Genomic DNA, 18509 nt, shown 5'->3' with positions numbered 1-18509 from the left:
CGATTCGAACGGCCGACCGAAGCCGTGCTAGACTGACTCTTCGTCTGCGCACGCTCCTGTGCGCAGTTCGTGTGCTCCCCCTTCTTCCGCCGAGAGATCGGCATGCGGGGCGGCGTGCAGACAAGGGATCTTGGGTGAGGCCGTCCGGTCTCACGGTAATGAAGGAGTCATCATCATGGCAGCAGTGTGCCAGGTGACCGGAGCTGTTCCCGGCTTCGGTCACAACGTCTCGCACTCGCACCGCCGGACGAAGCGTCGCTTCGACCCGAACGTGCAGAAGAAGACCTATTTCGTGCCCTCGCTCGGTCGTAAGATCACGCTCAACGTGTCCGCCAAGGGCATCAAGGTGATCGACGCGCGCGGCATCGAGAACGTCGTCAAGGACCTCCAGGCGAAGGGTGTGAAGCTCTAATGGCCAAGAAGGCTCAGGACGTCCGTCCGATCATCAAGCTGCGTTCGACGGCGGGTACGGGTTACACGTACGTGACCAAGAAGAACCGCCGCAACACCCCCGACCGCCTCGTTCTCAAGAAGTACGACCCGGTCATCCGTCAGCACGTCGAATTCCGAGAGGAGCGTTGATCCATGGCTAAGAAGAGCAAGATCGCGCGCAACGAGCAGCGCAAGGTCATCGTCGAGCGCTACGCCGAGCGTCGTGCCGAGCTGAAGAAGACCCTGGTCGACCCGAACGCCACCGACGAGGCCCGCGAGGCCGCCCGCGTCGGCCTGCAGAAGCTGCCGCGCAACGCGTCGCCGGCTCGCGTGCGTTCGCGCGACGTCATCGACGGCCGCCCCCGTGGTGTCCTCACGAAGTTCGGCATCTCGCGTGTCCGCTTCCGTGACATGGCGCACCGTGGCGAGCTGCCCGGCGTGACCAAGTCGAGCTGGTAAGCACCAGCGAAGAAGGGCGAGGATCTCGGATCCTCGCCCTTTTTGCATGCCCGGCGGCGCAGGCGATCGCGCGGGATCAGGCGCGTACGCGGGGGAGCGCCTGTTGTCGCGTGGGGGCCTGGACCGGCGAGAGGGCGACCGAAAACCTGTGACGCGAGTGGCCAATGTGACGCGACACGCCGGGAAATCGGTCGAAACCCGCGAAATGACGCGGAAATCCGGGTGGCCGTTGGTACATTCGAGGCGGTCACACGACCAACGGGGAGCACCCGCTCCTCGCACCCACACACGATGCGACGGTCCTTCGTCGCTGGAGGATGACATGGCTGACAAGTCCATCACCAAGACCGAGCTCGTCGCGAGCATCGCTTCCGCCACCGGCCAGAGCCAGGCCACCGTCTCCGGTGTCCTCGACTCGCTGTTCGCCACGGTCTCCGACGCTGTCGCCAAGGGCAGCAAGGTCTCCATCCCGGGCTGGATCTCGTTCGAGCAGGTCGACACGGCCGCCCGCACGGGCCGCAACCCGCAGACCGGCGCCGAGATCAAGATCCCGGCCGGCAAGCGCGTCAAGGTGACCGCCGGTTCCAAGCTCAAGGCTGCCGTCAAGTAAGACCGCACCCTTTCGAAGGCCGCCCCCGCTCCGGGGGCGGCCTTCGTGCATCCTCCCTGCTGCGCGCGCCTAGGCTGGAGGGGTGAGTTCCCGCACCGAGACGCCGCGCTCGACGTCGGCGTACCGTCTCGCCGGCATCGTCATCCTCCTCGCCGCCGCCGGCGTCGCCCTCGTCTGGGCGCTGCTCGTCGGGGGAGGGGCGAACCCGCCGCTGCTGCAGGACCCCGGACCCGTGGTGCTGTGGGGCACACCGCTCGCGAAGCTCGTCATGAACCTCGCCGGTGCGCTCATGCTCGGATCGCTCGTGCTGGCCCTGTTCGGACTGCGAGCGGGAGAGCGCACGTTCGACACGGCCCTGAACATCGCCTCGGTCGGCGCCGCCGTCTTCACCGTCTCCGCGGGTCTCGCCGGCTTCTTCTCCTTCATGGCGGCCTTCAACCCGCAGCTCAGCATCGAGCGCGAGTTCGGCTCGCAGCTCGGGCGCTTCCTGCTGGAGCTCCCGCTGGGGCAGTCGTGGTTGATCACGACCATCCTCGGTGCGGTCATCACGGTGCTCGCGTTCGCCTGGCGCACCTGGACGCCCACGCTGCTCACCGCCCTGCTGGCCGCGGTGTCGTTCCTGCCGCTCGCCACGCAGGGACACGCCGGCGACCTCGACGGACACAACATGGCCGTCAACTCCATCCTCCTGCACACGATCGGCGCGGCCGTGTGGCTGGGCGGACTGCTCCTCCTCGTGCTCCTCCGCGGGCAGCAGGGCCTCGATCTGCGCACGCTCGTCGGCCGGTACTCCTCCCTCGCGATCGCGGCCTTCGCGGTCGTCGCCGTCTCCGGCTTCACCCGCTCCATCGTCGCCGTCGGGAGCTGGGAGGCCGTGTGGACCACCCCCTACGGACTCATCGTCGTCGTCAAGGCCGCTCTGCTCGTCGGGATGGGGCTGCTCGGCGCCTGGTACCGCACGCGTCTGATCCCGAAGCTGAGCGGGGACCGCGCGTCCCGGTGGTTCTGGGCGCTCGTCCTCGGTGAGGTGGCGCTGATGGGACTCGCCTCCGGCGCCGCGGCCGCGCTCGCGCGCACGCCCCCGCCCACCGGCGAGGTCGCGGCGTTCGCGCAGACCCCGGCGCAGATCCTCACCGGATCGCTGCTGCCGCCCGAGCTCACCCTGGAGCGCTGGTTCACGGCGTGGGACATCGACGTGCTGTGGCTCGTCGCGGCGGGTTTCGGACTCTTCTTCTATCTCGCGGGCGTGCGCCGGCTCCGGCTCCGCGGCGACCGCTGGCCGATCCACCGCACCGTCTTCTGGGTGCTCGGCCTGCTGCTGCTGGTGTGGGTCACGGGTGGCCCCATCAACGCCTACCAGGAGTACCTCTTCAGCGTGCACATGCTCGGGCACATGATGCTCTCGATGGCGATCCCGCTGCTGCTGGTCTCCGGGGCGCCGATCACCCTCGCCCTGCGCGCCATCCACAAGCGCGACGACGGCACGCGCGGCGGCAGGGAGTGGATCATGTGGGCCGTGCACTCGCCGTTCGCGCGGGTCGTCACGCACCCCATCGTGGCGGCGGCGATCTTCATCCTGTCGCTCTGGGCGTTCTACTTCACCGACCTCGTGCGCTGGTCGATGTACGAGCACCTCGGGCACGAGTGGATGGTCATCCACTTCCTGATCTCGGGCTACCTGTTCGTGATGAGCCTGATCGGCGCCGACCCCGTGCCGTACCGCCTGCCGTACCCCGGCCGGCTCATCACCCTCATCGCGGTGATGGCGATGCACGCGTTCTTCGGCATGGCGATCATGATGCAGGAAGGGCTGATGGTCGCGGACTGGTTCGGCGCGATGGGCCGCGACTGGGGCGCCGACCCGATGACCGACCAGTACGTGGGCGGCGGCATCGCGTGGTCGATCGGGGAGATCCCCACGCTCATCCTCGCCATCACGGTCGCGATCCAGTGGAGCCGGAGCGACACCAAGCTCCAGCGCCGTCGCGATCGGCATGCCGACCGCACGGGCGACGCCGAGCTGGAGGAGTACAACGCCCGGCTGGCCGACCTCGCGGCCCGCGACCAGCGCGCCGCGGAGCGTCAGCGCCGCTGACGCGACGGCCTCACTGCCCGAGGTCGTCCGGCGACCCGACGCGGATCGAGGCGGAGCCGTCGGGGAGGATGGCGATCGATCCGTTCACGCGGAACGGCACGTCTTCGGAGACCGGCTCGACGGAGCCGTCGAACAGCGACTGGATCTCGACCTCGACGTGCGCCACGGCGGTCGTGGGCGGGATCTGCCAGTGGCCGTCGTCGGAGGGCGCGACCATGATCTCGGGCTGCTGGGCGATCGACCACTTCGGGGGCGACGCGATCCGGTTCTCGACGCGGAGCCCGAACGGGCAGGCCGTGGGCTGGAGCACCTCCTGCGTGGTGCAGCCGGTGAGGAACTCCTCGACGCGCTCCTGGACGACCTCGACGAACTCCTCCGTCGGCTCCGACTGCACGTCCAACGGGGTCACGGCGAGCGGCTTGTCGGCGAGGACGCCGTGGCCGGACGACTCCGAGATCGCAGTGTCCACGGTGACGGAGTAGACACCGGGGGTGAAGACCAGCAGGGGCAGCGGCTCGAGCGGAGCGGCGGCGGCGCCGGCGGCGGAGACCTGGCGACGGTCGACCTCGAAGCCGTTCACGGCGAAGCTGTCGGAGCCGCGCACGGTGAGCTCGACCACCGCCAGGGGGCTCGTCGTGAAGCGCCAGTTCGGGGTGACCCCCGCCCAGCCGTCCTGCGTGACGTGGAAGGTGGTCGTCCCGGAATGGCCGCCCGCCCGGTAGCTGACCGTGACCGCGGTGTCGTCGCCGGAGGTCTCCTCCGACTCGACCTCGATGTCGGTGAGCGGGCCGAGGGCGGAGCGGCGCAGCATCGCCTCGGATGCGGCGGGGTCGATCCCGGCCTCGTCGAGGGTCTCCCGATCGATCGCGACGCCGGGGACCCGGAGGGCGTCGGCCGCGCGCCCCTCGGCGAGCAGATCGAGATAGCGGACCACGAAGGCCGACGGACCGTAGAACTGCCGGTAGAGGGTCGCACCCCCGGCACCGATCGCGGCCAGCAGGAGGACGCCGATGAGCCCGAGGATCGCCAGATCGGCGCCCAGGCGCGACCGCCGGGGCGCGCGCGTCCCGGCCCGCTCCATGCCGGTCAGTCTAGGAGGGCGTCCTGAGGGGACGCCGAGCGTCGGCGAGCCCCCACCGGACGGGGCACGTACCATGGGGGAGCGTCCCGTGTCCGACCCGCCAGCCCTGTGAGAACCGTGTCCCTTCCCGCCCTGTCCGAGGAGCAGCAGGAGTTGTTCCGGCTCATCGAGGACACCAGGGAGCACGTCTTCATCACGGGACGCGCGGGCACCGGCAAGTCCACGCTGCTGCAGCATTTCGCCTGGAACACGAAGAAGCAGATCGCGATCTGCGCCCCCACCGGCGTCGCGGCCCTGAACGTCGAGGGGCAGACGATCCACTCTCTCTTCCGGCTGCCGATCGGGCTGATCGGGGACGGGGACATCGACCAGAACGATGCGACCCGCCGCATCCTCAACGCGATCGAGACCCTCGTCATCGACGAGATCTCCATGGTCAACGCCGACCTCATGGACGCGATCGACCGCTCCCTCCGGCAGGCCAGGGGCCGACGGGGCGAGCCCTTCGGCGGCGTGCAGATCGTCATGTTCGGCGACCCGTACCAGCTCGCCCCCGTCCCCCCGCGCGGGGACGAGGCCCGGTACGTGAAGGATCACTACCGCTCTTTCTGGTTCTTCGACGCGAAGGTGTGGGCGGGCCCTTCGACAGGCCCTTCGACAGGCTCGGGGACCCAGGGGGGCCAGGGGGCGCTGTTCGAGGTGGACACCCGGGCCGAGCTGCACGTGCGGGAGCTCGTGCAGATCCACCGCCAGTCGGACGACGGCTTCAAGTCCATGCTCAACGCGGTCCGCTACGGCCGGGTGACGGCGGAGATCGCCGGGATCCTCAACGCCCAGGGCGCGCGCATCCCTCCGGACCCCGAGCCGGGCGAGGTGCCGATGATCACCCTCGCCACCCGCAACGACATCGTGAACAGCATCAACAGCCGGCATCTGGCCGCGCTCCCCGGCAAGGAGCAGACCGCGCGGGCGGAGGTCAGCGGCGACTTCGGACGCGGAGAGGCCTCCCTCCCCGCCGAGTCCGAGCTCAAGCTCAAGGTGGGGGCGCAGGTGATGTTCCTGCGCAACGACACCGCGATGACCGGAGAGCCGCCGCGCTGGGTCAACGGCACCATCGGGACGGTGACCCGCATCCTCGGCGGGACCGTGCGCGTGGAGATCGACGGCGAGGAGGTCGACGTCGAGCCGGCCGTCTGGGAGCGGTTCCGGTACGCCTACGACCCGAACACGAAGAAGCTCTCCCGGGACGTCGTGGCCGAGTTCACCCAGTTCCCGTTGCGCCTGGCCTGGGCCGTGACGATCCACAAGTCGCAGGGCAAGACCTACGACCGGGCCGTGATCGACCTGGGCTCCGGGGCGTTCGCGCCGGGGCAGACCTACGTCGCCCTCAGCCGTCTCACGTCGCTGGACGGCCTCTACCTCTCCCGACCCCTGCGGCCGAGCGACATCCGCGTGGACGAGGACGTGCGGCGGTTCATGCGCGATGCGTGGCTCGCCGCCTCGACGCCCGAGCTGCCGCGGACCTGACGGCGACCGCCGGGTCAGGCGGCGGCGCGGGCGCGGTCGAGGTCTTCGAACAGCTCGGTGTTGAAGCGGTACGCGAGGAGCACCTCGTCGATGACGCGCTCGCGCTCGGCCTCGTCCCACGGAGCGGCGTCGAGCTGCTCGCGATACACGTCCTTGAAGGCGGAGGGGTCGGCGATGTCGTCGAAGAGGTAGAAGCCGATGCCGTTCGTCTCGAAGCCGAAGCGCCGCGCCATCACCCGGCCGATGAAGATGCCGCCGGAGAGGTCGCCGAGGTAGCGGGTGTAGTGGTGGGCGACGAAACCGCCCGCCCACGTCGCGCCGACCTGACGGATGCGCTCGACGTAGCGCTCCGTGGTGGGCAGCGGGGCGATCCGCTCGCGCCACTCGGGCCCGAGGAGGAAGGCGAGGTCGGCCTCGAGCGCGGGGAGGCGCGTGAGCTTGTCGCTCAGGAACACCGACGCCACCGGGTCCTGGCGCATCCGCTCGCCGGCGCCCTCGAGCGCGTCGTAGATGAAGTAGTGCTGCGCGACGAGCGCGATGTAGTCCTCGCGCGACCCCTCGCCCTTGAGGAGATCGGACATGAAGCCCGCCGTCTCGCTGCGGGAATGCGAACCGGAGGAGCGCTCCCGGAGGGCGGCGGAGAAGGAGAGGATCTCGGGCATGGCTTCAGTGTAAGGGCAGCCTAACCTTGGAGGGAAGCCCGGGGCGCCGCCGGCGGTCAGTCGTGAGGTCGGGGCTCCACGCCGAGGCGGGCGCAGGCGTCGTCGTACAGCGCCACGATCTCCCGGCGGACCTCCCGGCGCTCGGTGATGGGACCGCCCGGCCACGGCACCCGGAGCTCCGACGCCGCGCCGCCACGCGAGACCTCCCACACTCCGGCCTCCCCGTCGAAGCCCGTCATCACGGCGCCGTCGACGTCGTCCACGGGCGGTGCGGAGAAGGCGCGGGCTATGAGCAGGTTGTCGTCGGTGTGGTCGTCGTTCATGTGGCGGAGGACGGCGGCGATCACGTCGGCAGTGAAGTCATGGGGCACAGGGACACCCTACGACGGCTCGCGGGGCCGACTTTCAGCATCCGCGCTCTAGACTCAGGAGACACGTCTTCGGGGGTTCCCACACATGCAGCTTCTCTCGTCGCGCCGGTGGCGCGCCGCAGCGGCCACGGCGGCCGTCCTCGGTCTCGTCCTCACCGGATGCTCCTCTGAGGAGACCTTCAGCTATACACCGCCCGAGCAGGTCGACGCGACCCTGCCCGACGAGACCGTCGCCGCGCTCCAGGGCGCCGTCGACAACGCGATCGCGGCCTCCGGTGCAAGCGGCGCGATCGTCGGCGTCTGGGTGCCGTGGAGCGGGACCTGGGTCGCCGCCACGGGCACGCAGAGCAAGGCGGACGGAGGCGAGCTCTCCACCGACATGTCGTTCCGCATCGCCGACGTGACCCGCCTGATGACCTGCGACGTGCTCTACGCGCTCGCCGACGAGGGCACGGTCGAGCTGGACGCGAAGGTGCCGGAGTACGTCTCCGGCGTCGCCGACATGGACGACATCACCCTGCTCGACCTCTGCAACGGGACCAGTGGAGCCGGCTCCTCGGAGAAGACGGTCAAGGCGGCGTGGAAGAACACCCCCGACCGTGTGTGGGCGCCGCTCGAGCTCGCCGGGTACGGCCTCGGTCGCACCCGCGTGGCTCCGCACACGACGTTCCGCGACTCCGACGCCGGGTACCTCCTGCTCGGGCTCGCCCTCGAGCGCGCGTCCGGGATGAGCGCGCGTGAGCTCATCGCGGAGTACGTCACCGAGCCGCTCGAGCTGGCCGAGACGTCGCTTCCGCCCGCGGCCGCCGCGCCGCCCTCGGACGGCCCCGTGCTCGAGGGGCACTACATGAACAAGGGCGAGGGCGGGTACGACTGCGCCGCCCCCGTCGACATCACCACGCTGTCGTCGAGCACCGGCTTCACCGACTCCGGGGCCGTGTCGACCATCACCGATCTCGGTCGCTACATCCAGGCCGAGGCCACGCAGGCCCTGCGCACGAAGGACGATCCCGACCGGTTCGCCACTCCGCTGCCCGTGGCCGAGGACGCGCCGACCTGGTACCAGGCGACCGGGGGAGCGTACATCGCCGGGTCGATGATCGGTCAGCACGGGTGGACGCCCGGGTACGCGACCGCGGCCTACTCCGATCCGACCACGGGGTTCACGGTCGCGGTCGTGCTGAACGACTCCACCGCCGGAGCGGTGTTCGCTCAGCAGCTCTCGTGGGAGCTCGCGGCGATCGCCTCCAAGGCGCCGGCCGCGTCCGGGGAGACGGCACCCGAGTTCGGTCTCCCCTTCACCGCGGAGCAGTACCACGCGGCGACGGCGGAGGCGGCTCTTCCCTGCATTCCGCCGGCGGAGTGATCCCGGCCCGAGCGAGCGAGGTCCGGATGGCGATCGTCGACAACGCGATCTACGTGGACGGAGTGCGCGCCGAGAACCCGCGCAGCTTGAACGAGACGTTCGAGCGGATCCGTGAACGGCGGGGGATGGGGTGGATCGGCCTCTACCGCCCGAGCGCGGAGGAGGTCCGGGCCGTCGCCGACGAGTTCGGCATCCACGAGCTCGTGGTCGAGGACGCCCTGTCCGGCCATCAGCGCGCCAAGCTGGAGCGGTACGGCGACGTGCTGTTCATGGTGCTGCGGCCCGCGCGCTACCTCGACGAGCGCGAGGAGGTCGAGTTCGGCGAGGTGCACGTGCTGGTCGGGCCGGACTTCGTCGTGACGATCCGTCATGCGGAGTCGCCCGACCTCGGCCGCGTGCGGCGGCGGCTCGAGGCCGACCCGGCGCTGCTCGCCCACGGTCCCGAGGCGGTGCTCTACGCGATCCTCGACGAGGTGGTCGACGAGTACTCCCCGGTCCTGGCCGGTCTCGAGAACGACATCGACGAGATCGAGGGTCAGCTCTTCGAGGAGGACGCCGACGCGACCCAGCGGATCTACGACCTCGGCCGCGAGGTGATCGACTTCCAGCGGGCGACCCAGCCGCTGGCCGGCATGCTGGAGGCGCTGCTGCGCGGCTCCGAGAAGTACCGCGTGAGCGAGGAGCTCCAACGGTACCTGCGCGACGTGCTCGACCACACCCTGCGCGTGAGCGACAAGGCGGCCACCTTCCGCTCCGTGCTCGACAACGCCCTCACGGTCGAGTCGACCATCGTCGCGCGGCGCCAGAACGACGAGATGCGCCGGATGACGGAGCTGAGCATCCGCCAGAACGACGAGGTGAAGAAGATCTCCGGCTGGGCCGCGATCCTCTTCGCCCCGACGCTCGTCGGCACGGTCTACGGCATGAACTTCGACCACATGCCCGAGCTGCACTGGGTGTTCGGGTACCCCATGGCGGTGCTGCTCATGGTCGCGATGGGGGTCGGGCTCTACGCGGCCTTCAAACGCAAGGGCTGGCTGTAAGCCGGTCCGCAGCGGGATCCGGGTCGCGGCCGTCGCGACGGGCGATGAGGTCGGGCATGGGATGATCGCACCATGGAACTCGTGGCGGGAATCGACTCCTCGACGCAGTCCTGCAAGGTCGTCATCGTCGATGCGGTCTCCGGCCGGGTGATCCGGGAGGGTCGCGCTCCCCACCCGCCGGGGACCGAGGTCGATCCCGAGGAGTGGTGGCGTGCTCTGCAGGCGGCGATCGCAGTCGCAGGCGGCTTCGACGACGTGGAGGCCTGGGCGATCAGCGGTCAGCAGCACGGAATGGTCGCGCTGGACGCACAGGGCCGGGTCGTCCGGCCTGCTCTGCTGTGGAATGACCTGCGCTCGGCCGACGCCGCCGCCGCGCTCATCGCCGAGCACGGTGCCGCGGTTCTCGCCGCGCGTACGGGACTCGTGCCCGTGCCCTCCTTCACGCTCACCAAGGTGCGCTGGCTGCGGGAGCACGAGCCCGCGAACGCGCGCCGGGTGGCCTCGGTGGCGCTCCCGCACGACTGGCTCACGTGGCGGCTGCGCGGCTTCGGACCGGAGAGCGAGCGCGGCGCCGTGCTGGAAGAGCTCGTCACCGATCGCTCGGAGGCGTCCGGCACCGGGTACTGGACCGATGCCGGGTACGACCGCGAACTGTTCTGCGCGGCGCTCGGACAGGATGCGATCCTGCCGCGGGTGCTCGCGCACGACGCGGCCGTCGACGACGCCCGGGGGCGCCCGGTCGGTCCCGGGTCCGGGGACAACGCCGGCGCCGCGCTCGGTCTGGGCGCGGGCGTCGGCGACGTGGTGCTCTCGCTCGGCACGAGCGGCACCGTCTTCGCCACGAGTGCGCACCGCACGGTCGATCCCACCGGAACCGTGGCGGGCTTCGCGGATGCGGCCGGCGGCCATCTGCCCCTCGTCGCCACGGTGAACGCCGCCCGGGTGCTCGACGTGGTCGCGGCCCTTCTCGGCGTCGACCACGATGGGCTCGGACGACTCGCCCTCGCCGCGGAGCCCGGCGCGGGCGGACTGATGCTCGAACCGTACTTCGAGGGAGAGCGCACGCCGAACCTCCCGGATGCGACCGGGACGCTCTTCGGCATGACACTCGGGTCGACGACGCGGGAGAACCTCGCCCGCGCGGCGTTCGAAGGGGTGCTCGGCGGTCTGCGCTACGGCCTCGACGCCATCCGGGACCTCCGGGTGCCGGCGGAACGCGGGATACTCATCGGCGGCGGTGCGCGGTCGGCGGCGGTGCGGGCGATCGCGCCGCTGATCCTCGACATCCCGATCGACGCGCCGCCGCCCGGCGAGTACGTGGCGTGGGGCATGGCCCGTCAGGCGGCGCGGACGCTGGGGCGGGATCTGCCTCCGGCCGCCTGACCGCGATCAGGCGAGGACGTCGGCCCAGGCCGCGGTCCGGTCGCCGACGAGATCGGTGCCGACGACGACCCAGTCCGCCCCCGCCGCGGCGAGGGCTGCGGCGTCAGCCCGGCGCACGCCGCCGTCGACGCCGATGCGACGCGACGGCGAGGATTCCCGCAGGGCGGTGACCTTGGCGAGGACGGCGCGGTCGAAGGCACTGCCGGCCTGACCCGGCACGATCGACATGCAGAGCACCGCCATGTCCGCCGGCACGCTCGTCGCCGGCGTCTGCGGTGACACTGCCAGGCCGGGCGTGCCGCCGCGCCGCGCGATGCGATCGACGGCGGCCTCCCAGTCGTCGCTCTCGACGTGCACGATCACGAGGTCGCAGAAATCGGTCCACGGGTCGACCTCCACCGCCGAACGCCGCGCCATGACGTGTGCCTCCGCCGTCAGACCGGTCTCGGCGGCGAGGCTCGCCGCCTCCTCGGGGCGAAAGCCGCCTGCCGCGGCGAACCGTCCGTCGGTCGTGTCCCAGTGCAGGCGGCGCAGTCCGGCCGCCCGCAGCCGCTCGGCGGTCGCCCGTCGTTCGGTCGCCGGCACCGACCACAGCGACCCCGCGACCTGGATCACGCCTCCTCCGCGAGCACGGCCTGGGCGAGCGCGTGATCGGTGAACAGCTCGGTGATGAGGCCTACCCGGGAGACCGTGCGGATCGCGTCGGCTTTGGCGGCGCCGCCCGCCACCGCGACGACGCGGGGCACCCTCTGCAGCTCGGCGTAGGAGATGTTCACGCAGCGGTCCTGGAACTCCTCGTCGACCGGGGTGCCATCGCTGCCGATGAGGATCCCTGCGATGTCGGCCATGCATCCCTTCTTCAGGGCATTCGCCAGATCGTCGATGGGGAGCACGTCCCGCACCTGCGACACGGGCGGGTCCCAGGCGCCGACCGAGAGCAGGGCTGTCGTGACGGAGGGGAACAGGTCCATCGCGGAGCGGATGTCGGGGTGATTGCGCAGGCTCGCCGCGGTCTCGCGATCCCCGACGATGAGCGGGGAGAAGATGGGGTAGACCGCGCCGCCCGCGCGCCGCGAGGTCTGCCGGACGACCTCGATGGGGGAGGAGGCGAGATCGCCGGCGACCACACCGGTGAGCTGCACGATCGACAGGCGTGGCAGATGGGCGAACTGGCTCGCGGTGGCCGTGAGCGTGCGCCCCCAGGTGACGCCCAGCACCTCGTCCTCATGGAGGGTGTCGCTGAGGGCGCGGGCCGCGGCAGCGCCGATCTGGCGGCGGACGTCGTCGTCGTCGCCATGGGAACGGACGACGAGGCAGTTCTCGAGGCCGAGCTTGTCCTGCAGGCGCTGACTGAGCTCGACGTCCGGCAGACCCCAGTCGTGGATCTCGATCGTGACCACGCCCTCCTCCTTGGCGCGAGCGAGCAGCCGGGCCACCTTGAACCGGGAGATACCGAGGGCATCGGAGATCTCGACCCGGGATCGGTCCTCGAGATAATGCGCCCTGGCCACCGCGGCCATCAGTGCGCGCTCGTGTTCCAGGCCCTTCGGCACATCGCTCGTTTGAGCGCTGAAATCACGAAATTGTGACATATGTGATTCTGCCTTCCTCCGGCTCCGGCCGCTTTCCTATGCTCAAACGTACATCCAAGCATCACAGATGAGCGAAGTGAATCTTCAGGCGCGATCGAAGGAGACGTGTTGACGGTCAATGACGACATCCTGGCGGTGGCGCGCGAGCGCTTGCGGGCCGAGGCCGATGCCGTGACGGCGCTCATCGACACGATCGACGACACGCTCGTGACCGCCGCGTCGCTGATCCTCGCCGGTACGGGCAAGCTCTTCGTCGGCGGCTCGGGGACGTCCGGCACCGTGGCCCGTCGCATGGCGCACATCCTGTCCGTCACCGGCACCCCCGCACTGCCGTTCTCCCCGATGGACGGCCTTCACGGCGCGTCCGGAGCGATCACGGCCGACGACGTCGTCCTGCTCATCTCGAACGGCGGCGCCTCCGACGAGGTCGTGCAGCTCGCCCGCATCACCCGCGGTCGCGGTGCCCGCGTCATCGCGCTCACCCGGAGCCACACGACCCCACTGGCGCAGCTCGCCGACCACAGTGTGGCCGTCGCGGTGTCGCCCTCCGCCGATATCGGCGGCATCGTGGCCACCGGCATCACCATCGCCCAGTCCGCCTGGGGTGACGCGCTCGCCGAGGTGCTCATGCGCGGCCGCGGGTACACGTGGGCGGAGTTCATGACCACGCATCCCGCCGGTGCGGTCGGTCGCCTCGAGGACCTGCCGTCGGACCCCCCGCGCATCGTCATCCCCGCTCCCGGCGGAGGTGCGCGATGATCGACGTCGTCGCCGGAGTCGACAGCTCGACGCAGTCCTGCACCGTCGAGCTCAGGGACGCCACGACCGGGGCCCTCATCGGCACCGGCCGGGCGCCGCACCCGATCACCCACCCGCCCGTGAGCACGCAGGACCCCCAGGCATGGTGGGAGGCGCTCGTCCTCGCCATGGCCGCGGCGCGGGCCGACCACGACGTCCGCATCGTCGGCGTCGGCGTCGGAGCGCAGTGCCACGGGCTCGTCGTCTCCGGCGCCGACGGAGGCGTGCTGCGCCCTGCGCGCCTGTGGAACGACACGACCTCCGCCGGTCAGGCGGCCGCGCTGGTCCAGGCCCGCCCCGCGGCGTGGTGGGCCGAGCAGATCGGCGTCGTGCCGTCGGCGGCGCTCACCCTGCCCAAGCTCGTCCAGCTCGCCGAGACGGATGCCGAGACGTGGGGCCGTACCCGCCACCTCGCCGTGCCGCACGACTGGCTGACCTTCCGCCTCACCGGCCGTCACGTCACGGACCGCTCCGATGCATCGGGCACCGGCTACTACGCGGCCGCCGCAGGGCAGTGGCGCACCGACATCCTGGACGAGTTCGTAGGACCCCGCGACTGGGCGGCCCTGCTGCCCGAGGTCCTGGGACCCGACGAGGCCGCCGGACGCATCCTCCCCGAGGCCGCCGCGGCGCTGGGCATCGATCCTGCGGCCGTCGTCAGCGCGGGCGGAGGCGACCAGCACCTCGCGGCGCAGGGCATCGGTCTCGGCACCGGCGACATCGCCTACAGCCTCGGCACCTCCGGCGTGGTGTTCGCCACCACGCCCGACCCGGTCGTCGACCCCCGCGGAGCCGTCGACGGCGTGGCCAACGTCACTGGCGGGTACCTGCCGCTCGTCTGCACGCTCAACGCCACCAAGGTCACCGACACGATGGCGCGGCTGCTCGCCGTCGACCACGCGACGCTGACGGCCCTCGCCCTCGACGCGCCGCTCGCCCCCGACCGTCCTGTGCTCGCCGCCTACCTCGACGGGGAGCGCTCGCCGCGGCTCCCCGCCGCGCGGGGCATGCTCGCCGGACTCACCACCGCGACGAGCCGCGAGCAGCTCGCCCTCGCCGCCTTCGAGGGCGTCGTGCTCGGCCTGGTCCGCGGGGAGCGGGCCCTCGCCGACCTCGGCATCCCGGTGACGGGGAACACCATCGCCATCGGTGGCGGCGCGCGGTCGCTCGCCTACCGGCAGGTGATCGCCGACCTCACGGGTCGCCCGGTGCACACCGTCGACGCGCCCGAGGGCACCGCGCGCGGCGCCGCCGTGCAGGCCGCGGCCGTGTGGCGCGGGACCACGGTCGCCGCCGTGACCGCGGAGTGGCGGCCGGAGATCACCTCCGTCACCGCCCCCGCCGCCGATCGCACCGACATCGCGGACCGCTACCTCGAGCTCGCCGAGCTCCAGGCCGACGGCCGACGGTTCTAGGCGGACGCATGCCCGCTTCCACAGGAGAGAGAGGACACCCATGACGGAGATCCCCACCACCATGACCGCCAGCGTGCTGCGGGGGGTGAAGGACCTGGCGCTCGAGGAGCGCCCCGTCCCGGTCCCCGCGGCCGACGAGGTGCTGATCGAGGTCGCCAGCGTCGGCGTCTGCGGCTCCGACGTGCACTACTACGAGCACGGCCGCATCGGCCCGTACGTCGTCGACAGCCCGCTCATCCTCGGCCACGAGGTGAGCGGACGCATCGTCGCGGTGGGTGCGGACGTCGACCCGGCGCGGATCGGCCGGCGCGTCGCCATCGAGCCGCAGCGGCCCTGCCGCCGCTGCGACTTCTGCCGGGCGGGCGACTACAACCTCTGCCCGCAGATGGCCTTCTACGCCACCCCGCCCGTGGACGGCGCGTTCTGCGACTACGTGCTCATCCAGGACGACTTCGCCTACGACGTCCCCGACTCGATCAGCGATCACGCCGCCGCCCTCATGGAGCCGCTGTCGGTCGGGATCGCGGCCGCGCAGAAGGGCGGCATCAAGGTCGGCGACACCGTGCTGATCGCCGGAGGCGGTCCCATCGGCATCATCACGGCGCAGGTCGCGAAAGCATTCGGTGCGGTCGACGTCGTGATCGCCGACATCAACCCGGCCCGCCGCGAGCTCGCCGCGTCGTACGGTGCGCGCACGATCGATCCGGCCGCCGACTCCACGGTGGAGCTGGAGGCGAACGTGTTCATCGACGCCTCCGGCGCGACGCCCGCCATCGTCAACGGCATCCGCTCCACCCGGGCCGGCGGCACGGTCGTGCTCGTGGGCAGCGCCGACGAGTTCCCGCTGTCGGTGCCCGAGGTCGCCATGCGCGAGCTCAACGTCACCGGCATCTTCCGGTACACCGGCACGTGGCCCATCGCCCGCGCGCTCCTCGAATCCGGTCAGGTGGAGCTCGACTCGCTCGTGACCCACGTCTACGGCATCGAGCAGGTGGAGGAGGCGCTGTCGGGCGAGGGATCGATCGACTCCCTCAAGCGCATCGTCCTGCCCCGCGTCCGGCGCGTCGACGAGCCCGCCGTGAAGGCGGCGTCATGACCGAGGCCCTGCTCTCGGTCGAGGGCGTCTCGAAGTCGTTCCCCGGGGTGAAGGCCCTGGACGACGTCTCGTTCGACGTGCGTCCCGGCACCGTCCACGCCCTGTGCGGAGAGAACGGCGCCGGCAAGTCGACGCTGATGAAGATCATCAACGGCATCTACCAGCCCGACGCCGGGACCATCCGGGTGCGCGGCGAGGAGGTGCGGATCAAGAACCCCATCGACGCCCGCGCCCGCGGCATCGCGATGATCTCGCAGGAGCTCAACTACGTGCCCGGCATGACCATCGCCGAGAGCTTCTTCCTGGGCCGCTTGCCGATGAAGTTCGGCAAGGTCGACTGGCGGTTCATCCGCAGCGAGGCCCGGCGCATCCTCGCCGAGGAGGGGCTCGACTTCTCCATCAACCGCCGTCTCGGCACCCTCACCGTGTCGGAGATCCAGACGCTCGAGATCCTCCGCGCCGTGTACCACAGCGCGGACGTGCTGATCATGGACGAGCCGACCTCGGCGATCGCGCACAAGGAGGTCGAGTCGCTGTTCGCGAAGATCCGCGACCTGCGCGCCCAGGGCAAGTCGATCATCTACATCTCGCACAAGATGGACGAGGTCTTCGAGCTGGCCGACGACATCAGCGTGCTGCGGGACGGCACGGTGGTGAGCTCGCAGCCGGCCTCCGAGATCACGTCGAGCCAGGTGATCGCGCAGATGGTGGGCCGTGACCTCGACCACCAGTCCTACCCGAAGGAGCGCGTCGAGATCGGCGACACGGTCTTCCGGGCCACCGGGCTGTCCGCCGAGCACATGTTCGAGGACATCGACCTGCACATCCGCGCCGGCGAGATCGTCGGGCTCGCCGGGCTCATCGGCGCCGGGCGCAGCGAGGTCATCCGCGCCGTGTTCGGCCTCGACAAGCTGGACGCCGGGGAGATCGAGGTCGACACGCAGACCGTGAAGATCAAGAACCCGACCCAGGCGATCAAGGCGGGCGTCGCGATGCTGTCCGAGGACCGCCGGCTGGTGGGGATCGTCCCGCAGCTGAGCATCATGAAGAACGCCACCCTCGCCAGCCTCCGCAAGGTGATCCACGGCGGCTTCGCCCGGCGTCGGGAGGAGGAGGAGCTCGTCACCGAGTACTTCCGGAAGATGAACGTCAAGGCGCCGAGCCTGCAGACGCGCATCGCGAACCTCAGCGGCGGCAACCAGCAGAAGGTGCTCCTGGCCCGCTGGCTGATCGCCGATCCGAAGGTGCTCCTCCTCGACGAGCCGACGCGCGGCATCGATGTGGGCGCGAAGTTCGAGATCTACAAGATCATGACCGAGCTCGCACGCCAGGGACGCGGCATCCTCATGATCTCGTCCGAGCTCCCCGAGCTCATCGGCATGTGCGACCGCGTCTACGTGATGTCGGCCGGACGCCTCACCGCGGAGCTGACGCCCGATCAGTTCTCGCAGGAAACCATCCTCACCTACGCCATGAATGAAATCGAGGTGGCATGACAATGCTCCAGACACTGAAGAGACTCGAGGTGAACCGCTTCTCGATCTACATCATCCTGCTGGTGGTGATCGTCGCGGCGAGCTTCCTGAGCCCGAACTTCCTGAGTTCGGACAACATCTTCAACGTGCTGCGCCAGGTCGCGGTGATCACGATCCTCGCCTTCGGGGCGATGACGCTGATCATCGGCGGCATGATCGACCTGTCCGCCGGCGCCGTCATGGCGTTCGCGGGTGTCGTGTCGGTGCTGGTCTACAAGTCGACGGGCAACCTGCTGCTCGCGATCCTCGCCGGCATCCTCATCGGCATGCTGTGCAACCTGGTGAACGCCTTCCTCGTCGCGACGTTGAAGACCCCCGCGTTCATCGTGACGCTCGGGATGATGCTGATGGCCCGCGGCGCGGTGCTGGAGCTGACCCAGGGGCAGAACGTCCTCCAGCTGGGCGACTTCATCCTCATCGGCCAGGGCAACCTCGGCTGGCTGCCGATCCCGGTGCTCGTGCTGATCGGCGTGACGATCGTGATCTGGTATCTCATGAACCAGACCAGGTACGGCCGCTCGGTCTACGCGGTGGGCGGCAACGAGGAGGCGGCACGCGCCGCCGGAATCTCCGTGGAGCGCGTGAAGTACCAGGCGTTCCTCGTGAACGGCGCCCTGGTCGGCATCGCCGGTGTCATCTTCATGTCCCGCGTCAACGCCGGTCTCCCCAACGCGGGCGTCGGCTACGAGCTGCAGGCCATCACCGCCCCGATCATCGGTGGCACGAGCTTCTCCGGCGGCGTCGGCACCGTGATGGGCACCCTCGCCGGTGCGCTCATCGTCGGCATCCTCGGCAACATCATGAACCTCATCGGGATCGGCTCGTACATCCAGCAGATCGTGATGGGCGCGATCATCGTCGTCGCCGTCGCCTACGACGTGTTCAGCAAGCGCGGCAAGGCCAAGACCACGATCCTCAAGTCCGACGCGAAGGGCGATCCCTTCCCTGTCGGAGCATCCGCATCCGCATCCGACCCGGGAGGCGGCAGGACGTCGTCCTGACCGCGCCCACCCGACCGCTTCACCCCACCCAGAGAAACAGGAG

At 70.3% G+C, this 18509-nt stretch carries 19 protein-coding genes; 14 read left to right on the top strand and 5 right to left on the bottom strand.

Annotation, left to right across the window (positions count from 1 at the left end; all coding sequences use genetic code 11):
* The first annotated feature begins 175 nt into the window (after window positions 1-175).
* The 5 genes from rpmB (at window position 176) to ACFU8V_RS01645 (ending at window position 3596) form a co-directional block, all read left to right on the top strand.
* Entirely contained in the window at window positions 176-412 is a 237-nt protein-coding gene (gene rpmB, locus ACFU8V_RS01665; RefSeq protein WP_025102729.1) for a 50S ribosomal protein L28, read from the top strand.
* Window positions 412-582 (top strand): 50S ribosomal protein L33, encoded by a 171-nt coding sequence (gene rpmG, locus ACFU8V_RS01660; protein WP_017203558.1) that lies wholly within the window; start codon window positions 412-414, stop codon window positions 580-582. Before rpmB ends, rpmG begins: the two co-directional genes overlap by 1 nt.
* 3 nt (window positions 583-585) lie before the next feature.
* Window positions 586-891, top strand: a complete 306-nt coding sequence (gene rpsN / locus ACFU8V_RS01655) for a 30S ribosomal protein S14 (protein WP_017829734.1) — start codon at window positions 586-588, stop codon at window positions 889-891.
* 322 nt (window positions 892-1213) lie between these two features.
* A complete protein-coding gene (locus ACFU8V_RS01650) occupies window positions 1214-1501 on the top strand; it encodes an HU family DNA-binding protein (RefSeq protein ID WP_017203554.1) in 288 nt (95 codons plus the stop codon).
* An 82-nt stretch (window positions 1502-1583) separates the two neighbouring features.
* Complete coding sequence (locus ACFU8V_RS01645) at window positions 1584-3596, top strand: cytochrome c oxidase assembly protein (protein ID WP_378868464.1); 2013 nt, start codon at window positions 1584-1586, stop codon at window positions 3594-3596.
* A 10-nt stretch (window positions 3597-3606) separates the two neighbouring features.
* Here the strand turns inward: ACFU8V_RS01645 and ACFU8V_RS01640 are convergent, their stop codons facing one another.
* Complete coding sequence (locus tag ACFU8V_RS01640; RefSeq protein WP_025102727.1) at window positions 3607-4677, bottom strand: hypothetical protein; 1071 nt, start codon at window positions 4675-4677, stop codon at window positions 3607-3609.
* Window positions 4678-4794: 117 nt separating this feature from the next.
* On the opposite strand from ACFU8V_RS01640, the gene ACFU8V_RS01635 reads away from it, so the two are divergent.
* Window positions 4795-6204: an ATP-dependent RecD-like DNA helicase gene (locus ACFU8V_RS01635; protein WP_249521206.1), complete on the top strand. Its 1410-nt coding sequence runs from the start codon at window positions 4795-4797 to the stop codon at window positions 6202-6204.
* A gap of 14 nt (window positions 6205-6218) precedes the next feature.
* Here ACFU8V_RS01635 and ACFU8V_RS01630 read toward each other — a convergent pair whose 3' ends face one another.
* Together ACFU8V_RS01630 and ACFU8V_RS01625 are read right to left on the bottom strand one after the other, a co-directional pair.
* Window positions 6219-6866: a heme oxygenase (biliverdin-producing) gene (locus ACFU8V_RS01630; RefSeq protein WP_249521207.1), complete on the bottom strand. Its 648-nt coding sequence runs from the start codon at window positions 6864-6866 to the stop codon at window positions 6219-6221.
* A 56-nt stretch (window positions 6867-6922) separates the two neighbouring features.
* Entirely contained in the window at window positions 6923-7237 is a 315-nt protein-coding gene (locus ACFU8V_RS01625) for a DUF2470 domain-containing protein (protein WP_249521208.1), read from the bottom strand.
* A gap of 85 nt (window positions 7238-7322) precedes the next feature.
* Here ACFU8V_RS01625 and ACFU8V_RS01620 point away from each other — a divergent pair, with 85 nt between their 5' ends.
* The 3 genes from ACFU8V_RS01620 to ACFU8V_RS01610 all read left to right on the top strand — a co-directional run bounded on the left by ACFU8V_RS01620 (window position 7323) and on the right by ACFU8V_RS01610 (window position 11029).
* Window positions 7323-8603, top strand: coding sequence for a serine hydrolase (locus ACFU8V_RS01620; protein ID WP_025102723.1), 1281 nt, complete (start codon window positions 7323-7325; stop codon window positions 8601-8603).
* Between the two features lie 26 nt (window positions 8604-8629).
* Window positions 8630-9646: a magnesium/cobalt transporter CorA gene (corA, locus tag ACFU8V_RS01615; protein ID WP_025102722.1), complete on the top strand. Its 1017-nt coding sequence runs from the start codon at window positions 8630-8632 to the stop codon at window positions 9644-9646.
* Window positions 9647-9718: 72 nt separating this feature from the next.
* On the top strand, window positions 9719-11029 hold the full coding sequence (locus ACFU8V_RS01610; RefSeq protein ID WP_338566943.1) for an FGGY family carbohydrate kinase: 1311 nt from the start codon (window positions 9719-9721) through the stop codon (window positions 11027-11029).
* A 6-nt stretch (window positions 11030-11035) separates the two neighbouring features.
* Here the strand turns inward: ACFU8V_RS01610 and ACFU8V_RS01605 are convergent, their stop codons facing one another.
* Together ACFU8V_RS01605 and ACFU8V_RS01600 are read right to left on the bottom strand one after the other, a co-directional pair.
* Complete coding sequence (locus ACFU8V_RS01605; RefSeq protein WP_025102720.1) at window positions 11036-11644, bottom strand: hypothetical protein; 609 nt, start codon at window positions 11642-11644, stop codon at window positions 11036-11038.
* Complete coding sequence (locus ACFU8V_RS01600) at window positions 11641-12621, bottom strand: sugar-binding transcriptional regulator (protein ID WP_378868458.1); 981 nt, start codon at window positions 12619-12621, stop codon at window positions 11641-11643. Before ACFU8V_RS01600 ends, ACFU8V_RS01605 begins: the two co-directional genes overlap by 4 nt.
* Window positions 12622-12729: 108 nt before the next feature.
* On the opposite strand from ACFU8V_RS01600, the gene ACFU8V_RS01595 reads away from it, so the two are divergent.
* The 5 genes from ACFU8V_RS01595 to ACFU8V_RS01575 are packed head-to-tail and all read left to right on the top strand — an operon-like array spanning window position 12730 to window position 18466.
* Window positions 12730-13380: an SIS domain-containing protein gene (locus ACFU8V_RS01595; RefSeq protein ID WP_051582168.1), complete on the top strand. Its 651-nt coding sequence runs from the start codon at window positions 12730-12732 to the stop codon at window positions 13378-13380.
* Window positions 13377-14834, top strand: coding sequence for an FGGY family carbohydrate kinase (locus ACFU8V_RS01590; protein WP_051582167.1), 1458 nt, complete (start codon window positions 13377-13379; stop codon window positions 14832-14834). Before ACFU8V_RS01595 ends, ACFU8V_RS01590 begins: the two co-directional genes overlap by 4 nt.
* Before the next feature lie 40 nt (window positions 14835-14874).
* Window positions 14875-15930, top strand: coding sequence for an NAD(P)-dependent alcohol dehydrogenase (locus tag ACFU8V_RS01585; protein ID WP_025102716.1), 1056 nt, complete (start codon window positions 14875-14877; stop codon window positions 15928-15930).
* Entirely contained in the window at window positions 15927-17426 is a 1500-nt protein-coding gene (locus ACFU8V_RS01580) for a sugar ABC transporter ATP-binding protein (protein ID WP_366215736.1), read from the top strand. Before ACFU8V_RS01585 ends, ACFU8V_RS01580 begins: the two co-directional genes overlap by 4 nt.
* On the top strand, window positions 17423-18466 hold the full coding sequence (locus ACFU8V_RS01575; RefSeq protein ID WP_338566938.1) for an ABC transporter permease: 1044 nt from the start codon (window positions 17423-17425) through the stop codon (window positions 18464-18466). The genes ACFU8V_RS01580 and ACFU8V_RS01575 overlap by 4 nt, the downstream gene beginning before the upstream one ends.
* Window positions 18467-18509: the final 43 nt, after the last annotated feature.

Source organism: Microbacterium sp. NPDC057658 (genome assembly GCF_042799975.1).
Lineage (GTDB): Bacteria > Actinomycetota > Actinomycetes > Actinomycetales > Microbacteriaceae > Microbacterium.
The sequence above is the reverse complement of the archived record's forward strand: the minus strand, read 5'-3'. Positions and strand labels throughout refer to the sequence as shown.

Coding starts and splice junctions, on each gene's coding strand:
- ACFU8V_RS01640 (WP_025102727.1), bottom strand. CDS start 4,677: ATGGAGCGGGCCGGGACGCGCGCGCCCCGGCGGTCGCGCCTGGGCGCC.
- ACFU8V_RS01580 (WP_366215736.1), top strand. CDS start 15,927: ATGACCGAGGCCCTGCTCTCGGTCGAGGGCGTCTCGAAGTCGTTCCCC.
- ACFU8V_RS01610 (WP_338566943.1), top strand. CDS start 9,719: ATGGAACTCGTGGCGGGAATCGACTCCTCGACGCAGTCCTGCAAGGTC.
- ACFU8V_RS01630 (WP_249521207.1), bottom strand. CDS start 6,866: ATGCCCGAGATCCTCTCCTTCTCCGCCGCCCTCCGGGAGCGCTCCTCC.
- ACFU8V_RS01620 (WP_025102723.1), top strand. CDS start 7,323: ATGCAGCTTCTCTCGTCGCGCCGGTGGCGCGCCGCAGCGGCCACGGCG.
- rpsN (WP_017829734.1), top strand. CDS start 586: ATGGCTAAGAAGAGCAAGATCGCGCGCAACGAGCAGCGCAAGGTCATC.
- ACFU8V_RS01585 (WP_025102716.1), top strand. CDS start 14,875: ATGACGGAGATCCCCACCACCATGACCGCCAGCGTGCTGCGGGGGGTG.
- ACFU8V_RS01575 (WP_338566938.1), top strand. CDS start 17,423: ATGACAATGCTCCAGACACTGAAGAGACTCGAGGTGAACCGCTTCTCG.
- corA (WP_025102722.1), top strand. CDS start 8,630: ATGGCGATCGTCGACAACGCGATCTACGTGGACGGAGTGCGCGCCGAG.
- rpmG (WP_017203558.1), top strand. CDS start 412: ATGGCCAAGAAGGCTCAGGACGTCCGTCCGATCATCAAGCTGCGTTCG.
- ACFU8V_RS01650 (WP_017203554.1), top strand. CDS start 1,214: ATGGCTGACAAGTCCATCACCAAGACCGAGCTCGTCGCGAGCATCGCT.
- ACFU8V_RS01590 (WP_051582167.1), top strand. CDS start 13,377: ATGATCGACGTCGTCGCCGGAGTCGACAGCTCGACGCAGTCCTGCACC.
- rpmB (WP_025102729.1), top strand. CDS start 176: ATGGCAGCAGTGTGCCAGGTGACCGGAGCTGTTCCCGGCTTCGGTCAC.
- ACFU8V_RS01600 (WP_378868458.1), bottom strand. CDS start 12,621: ATGTCACAATTTCGTGATTTCAGCGCTCAAACGAGCGATGTGCCGAAG.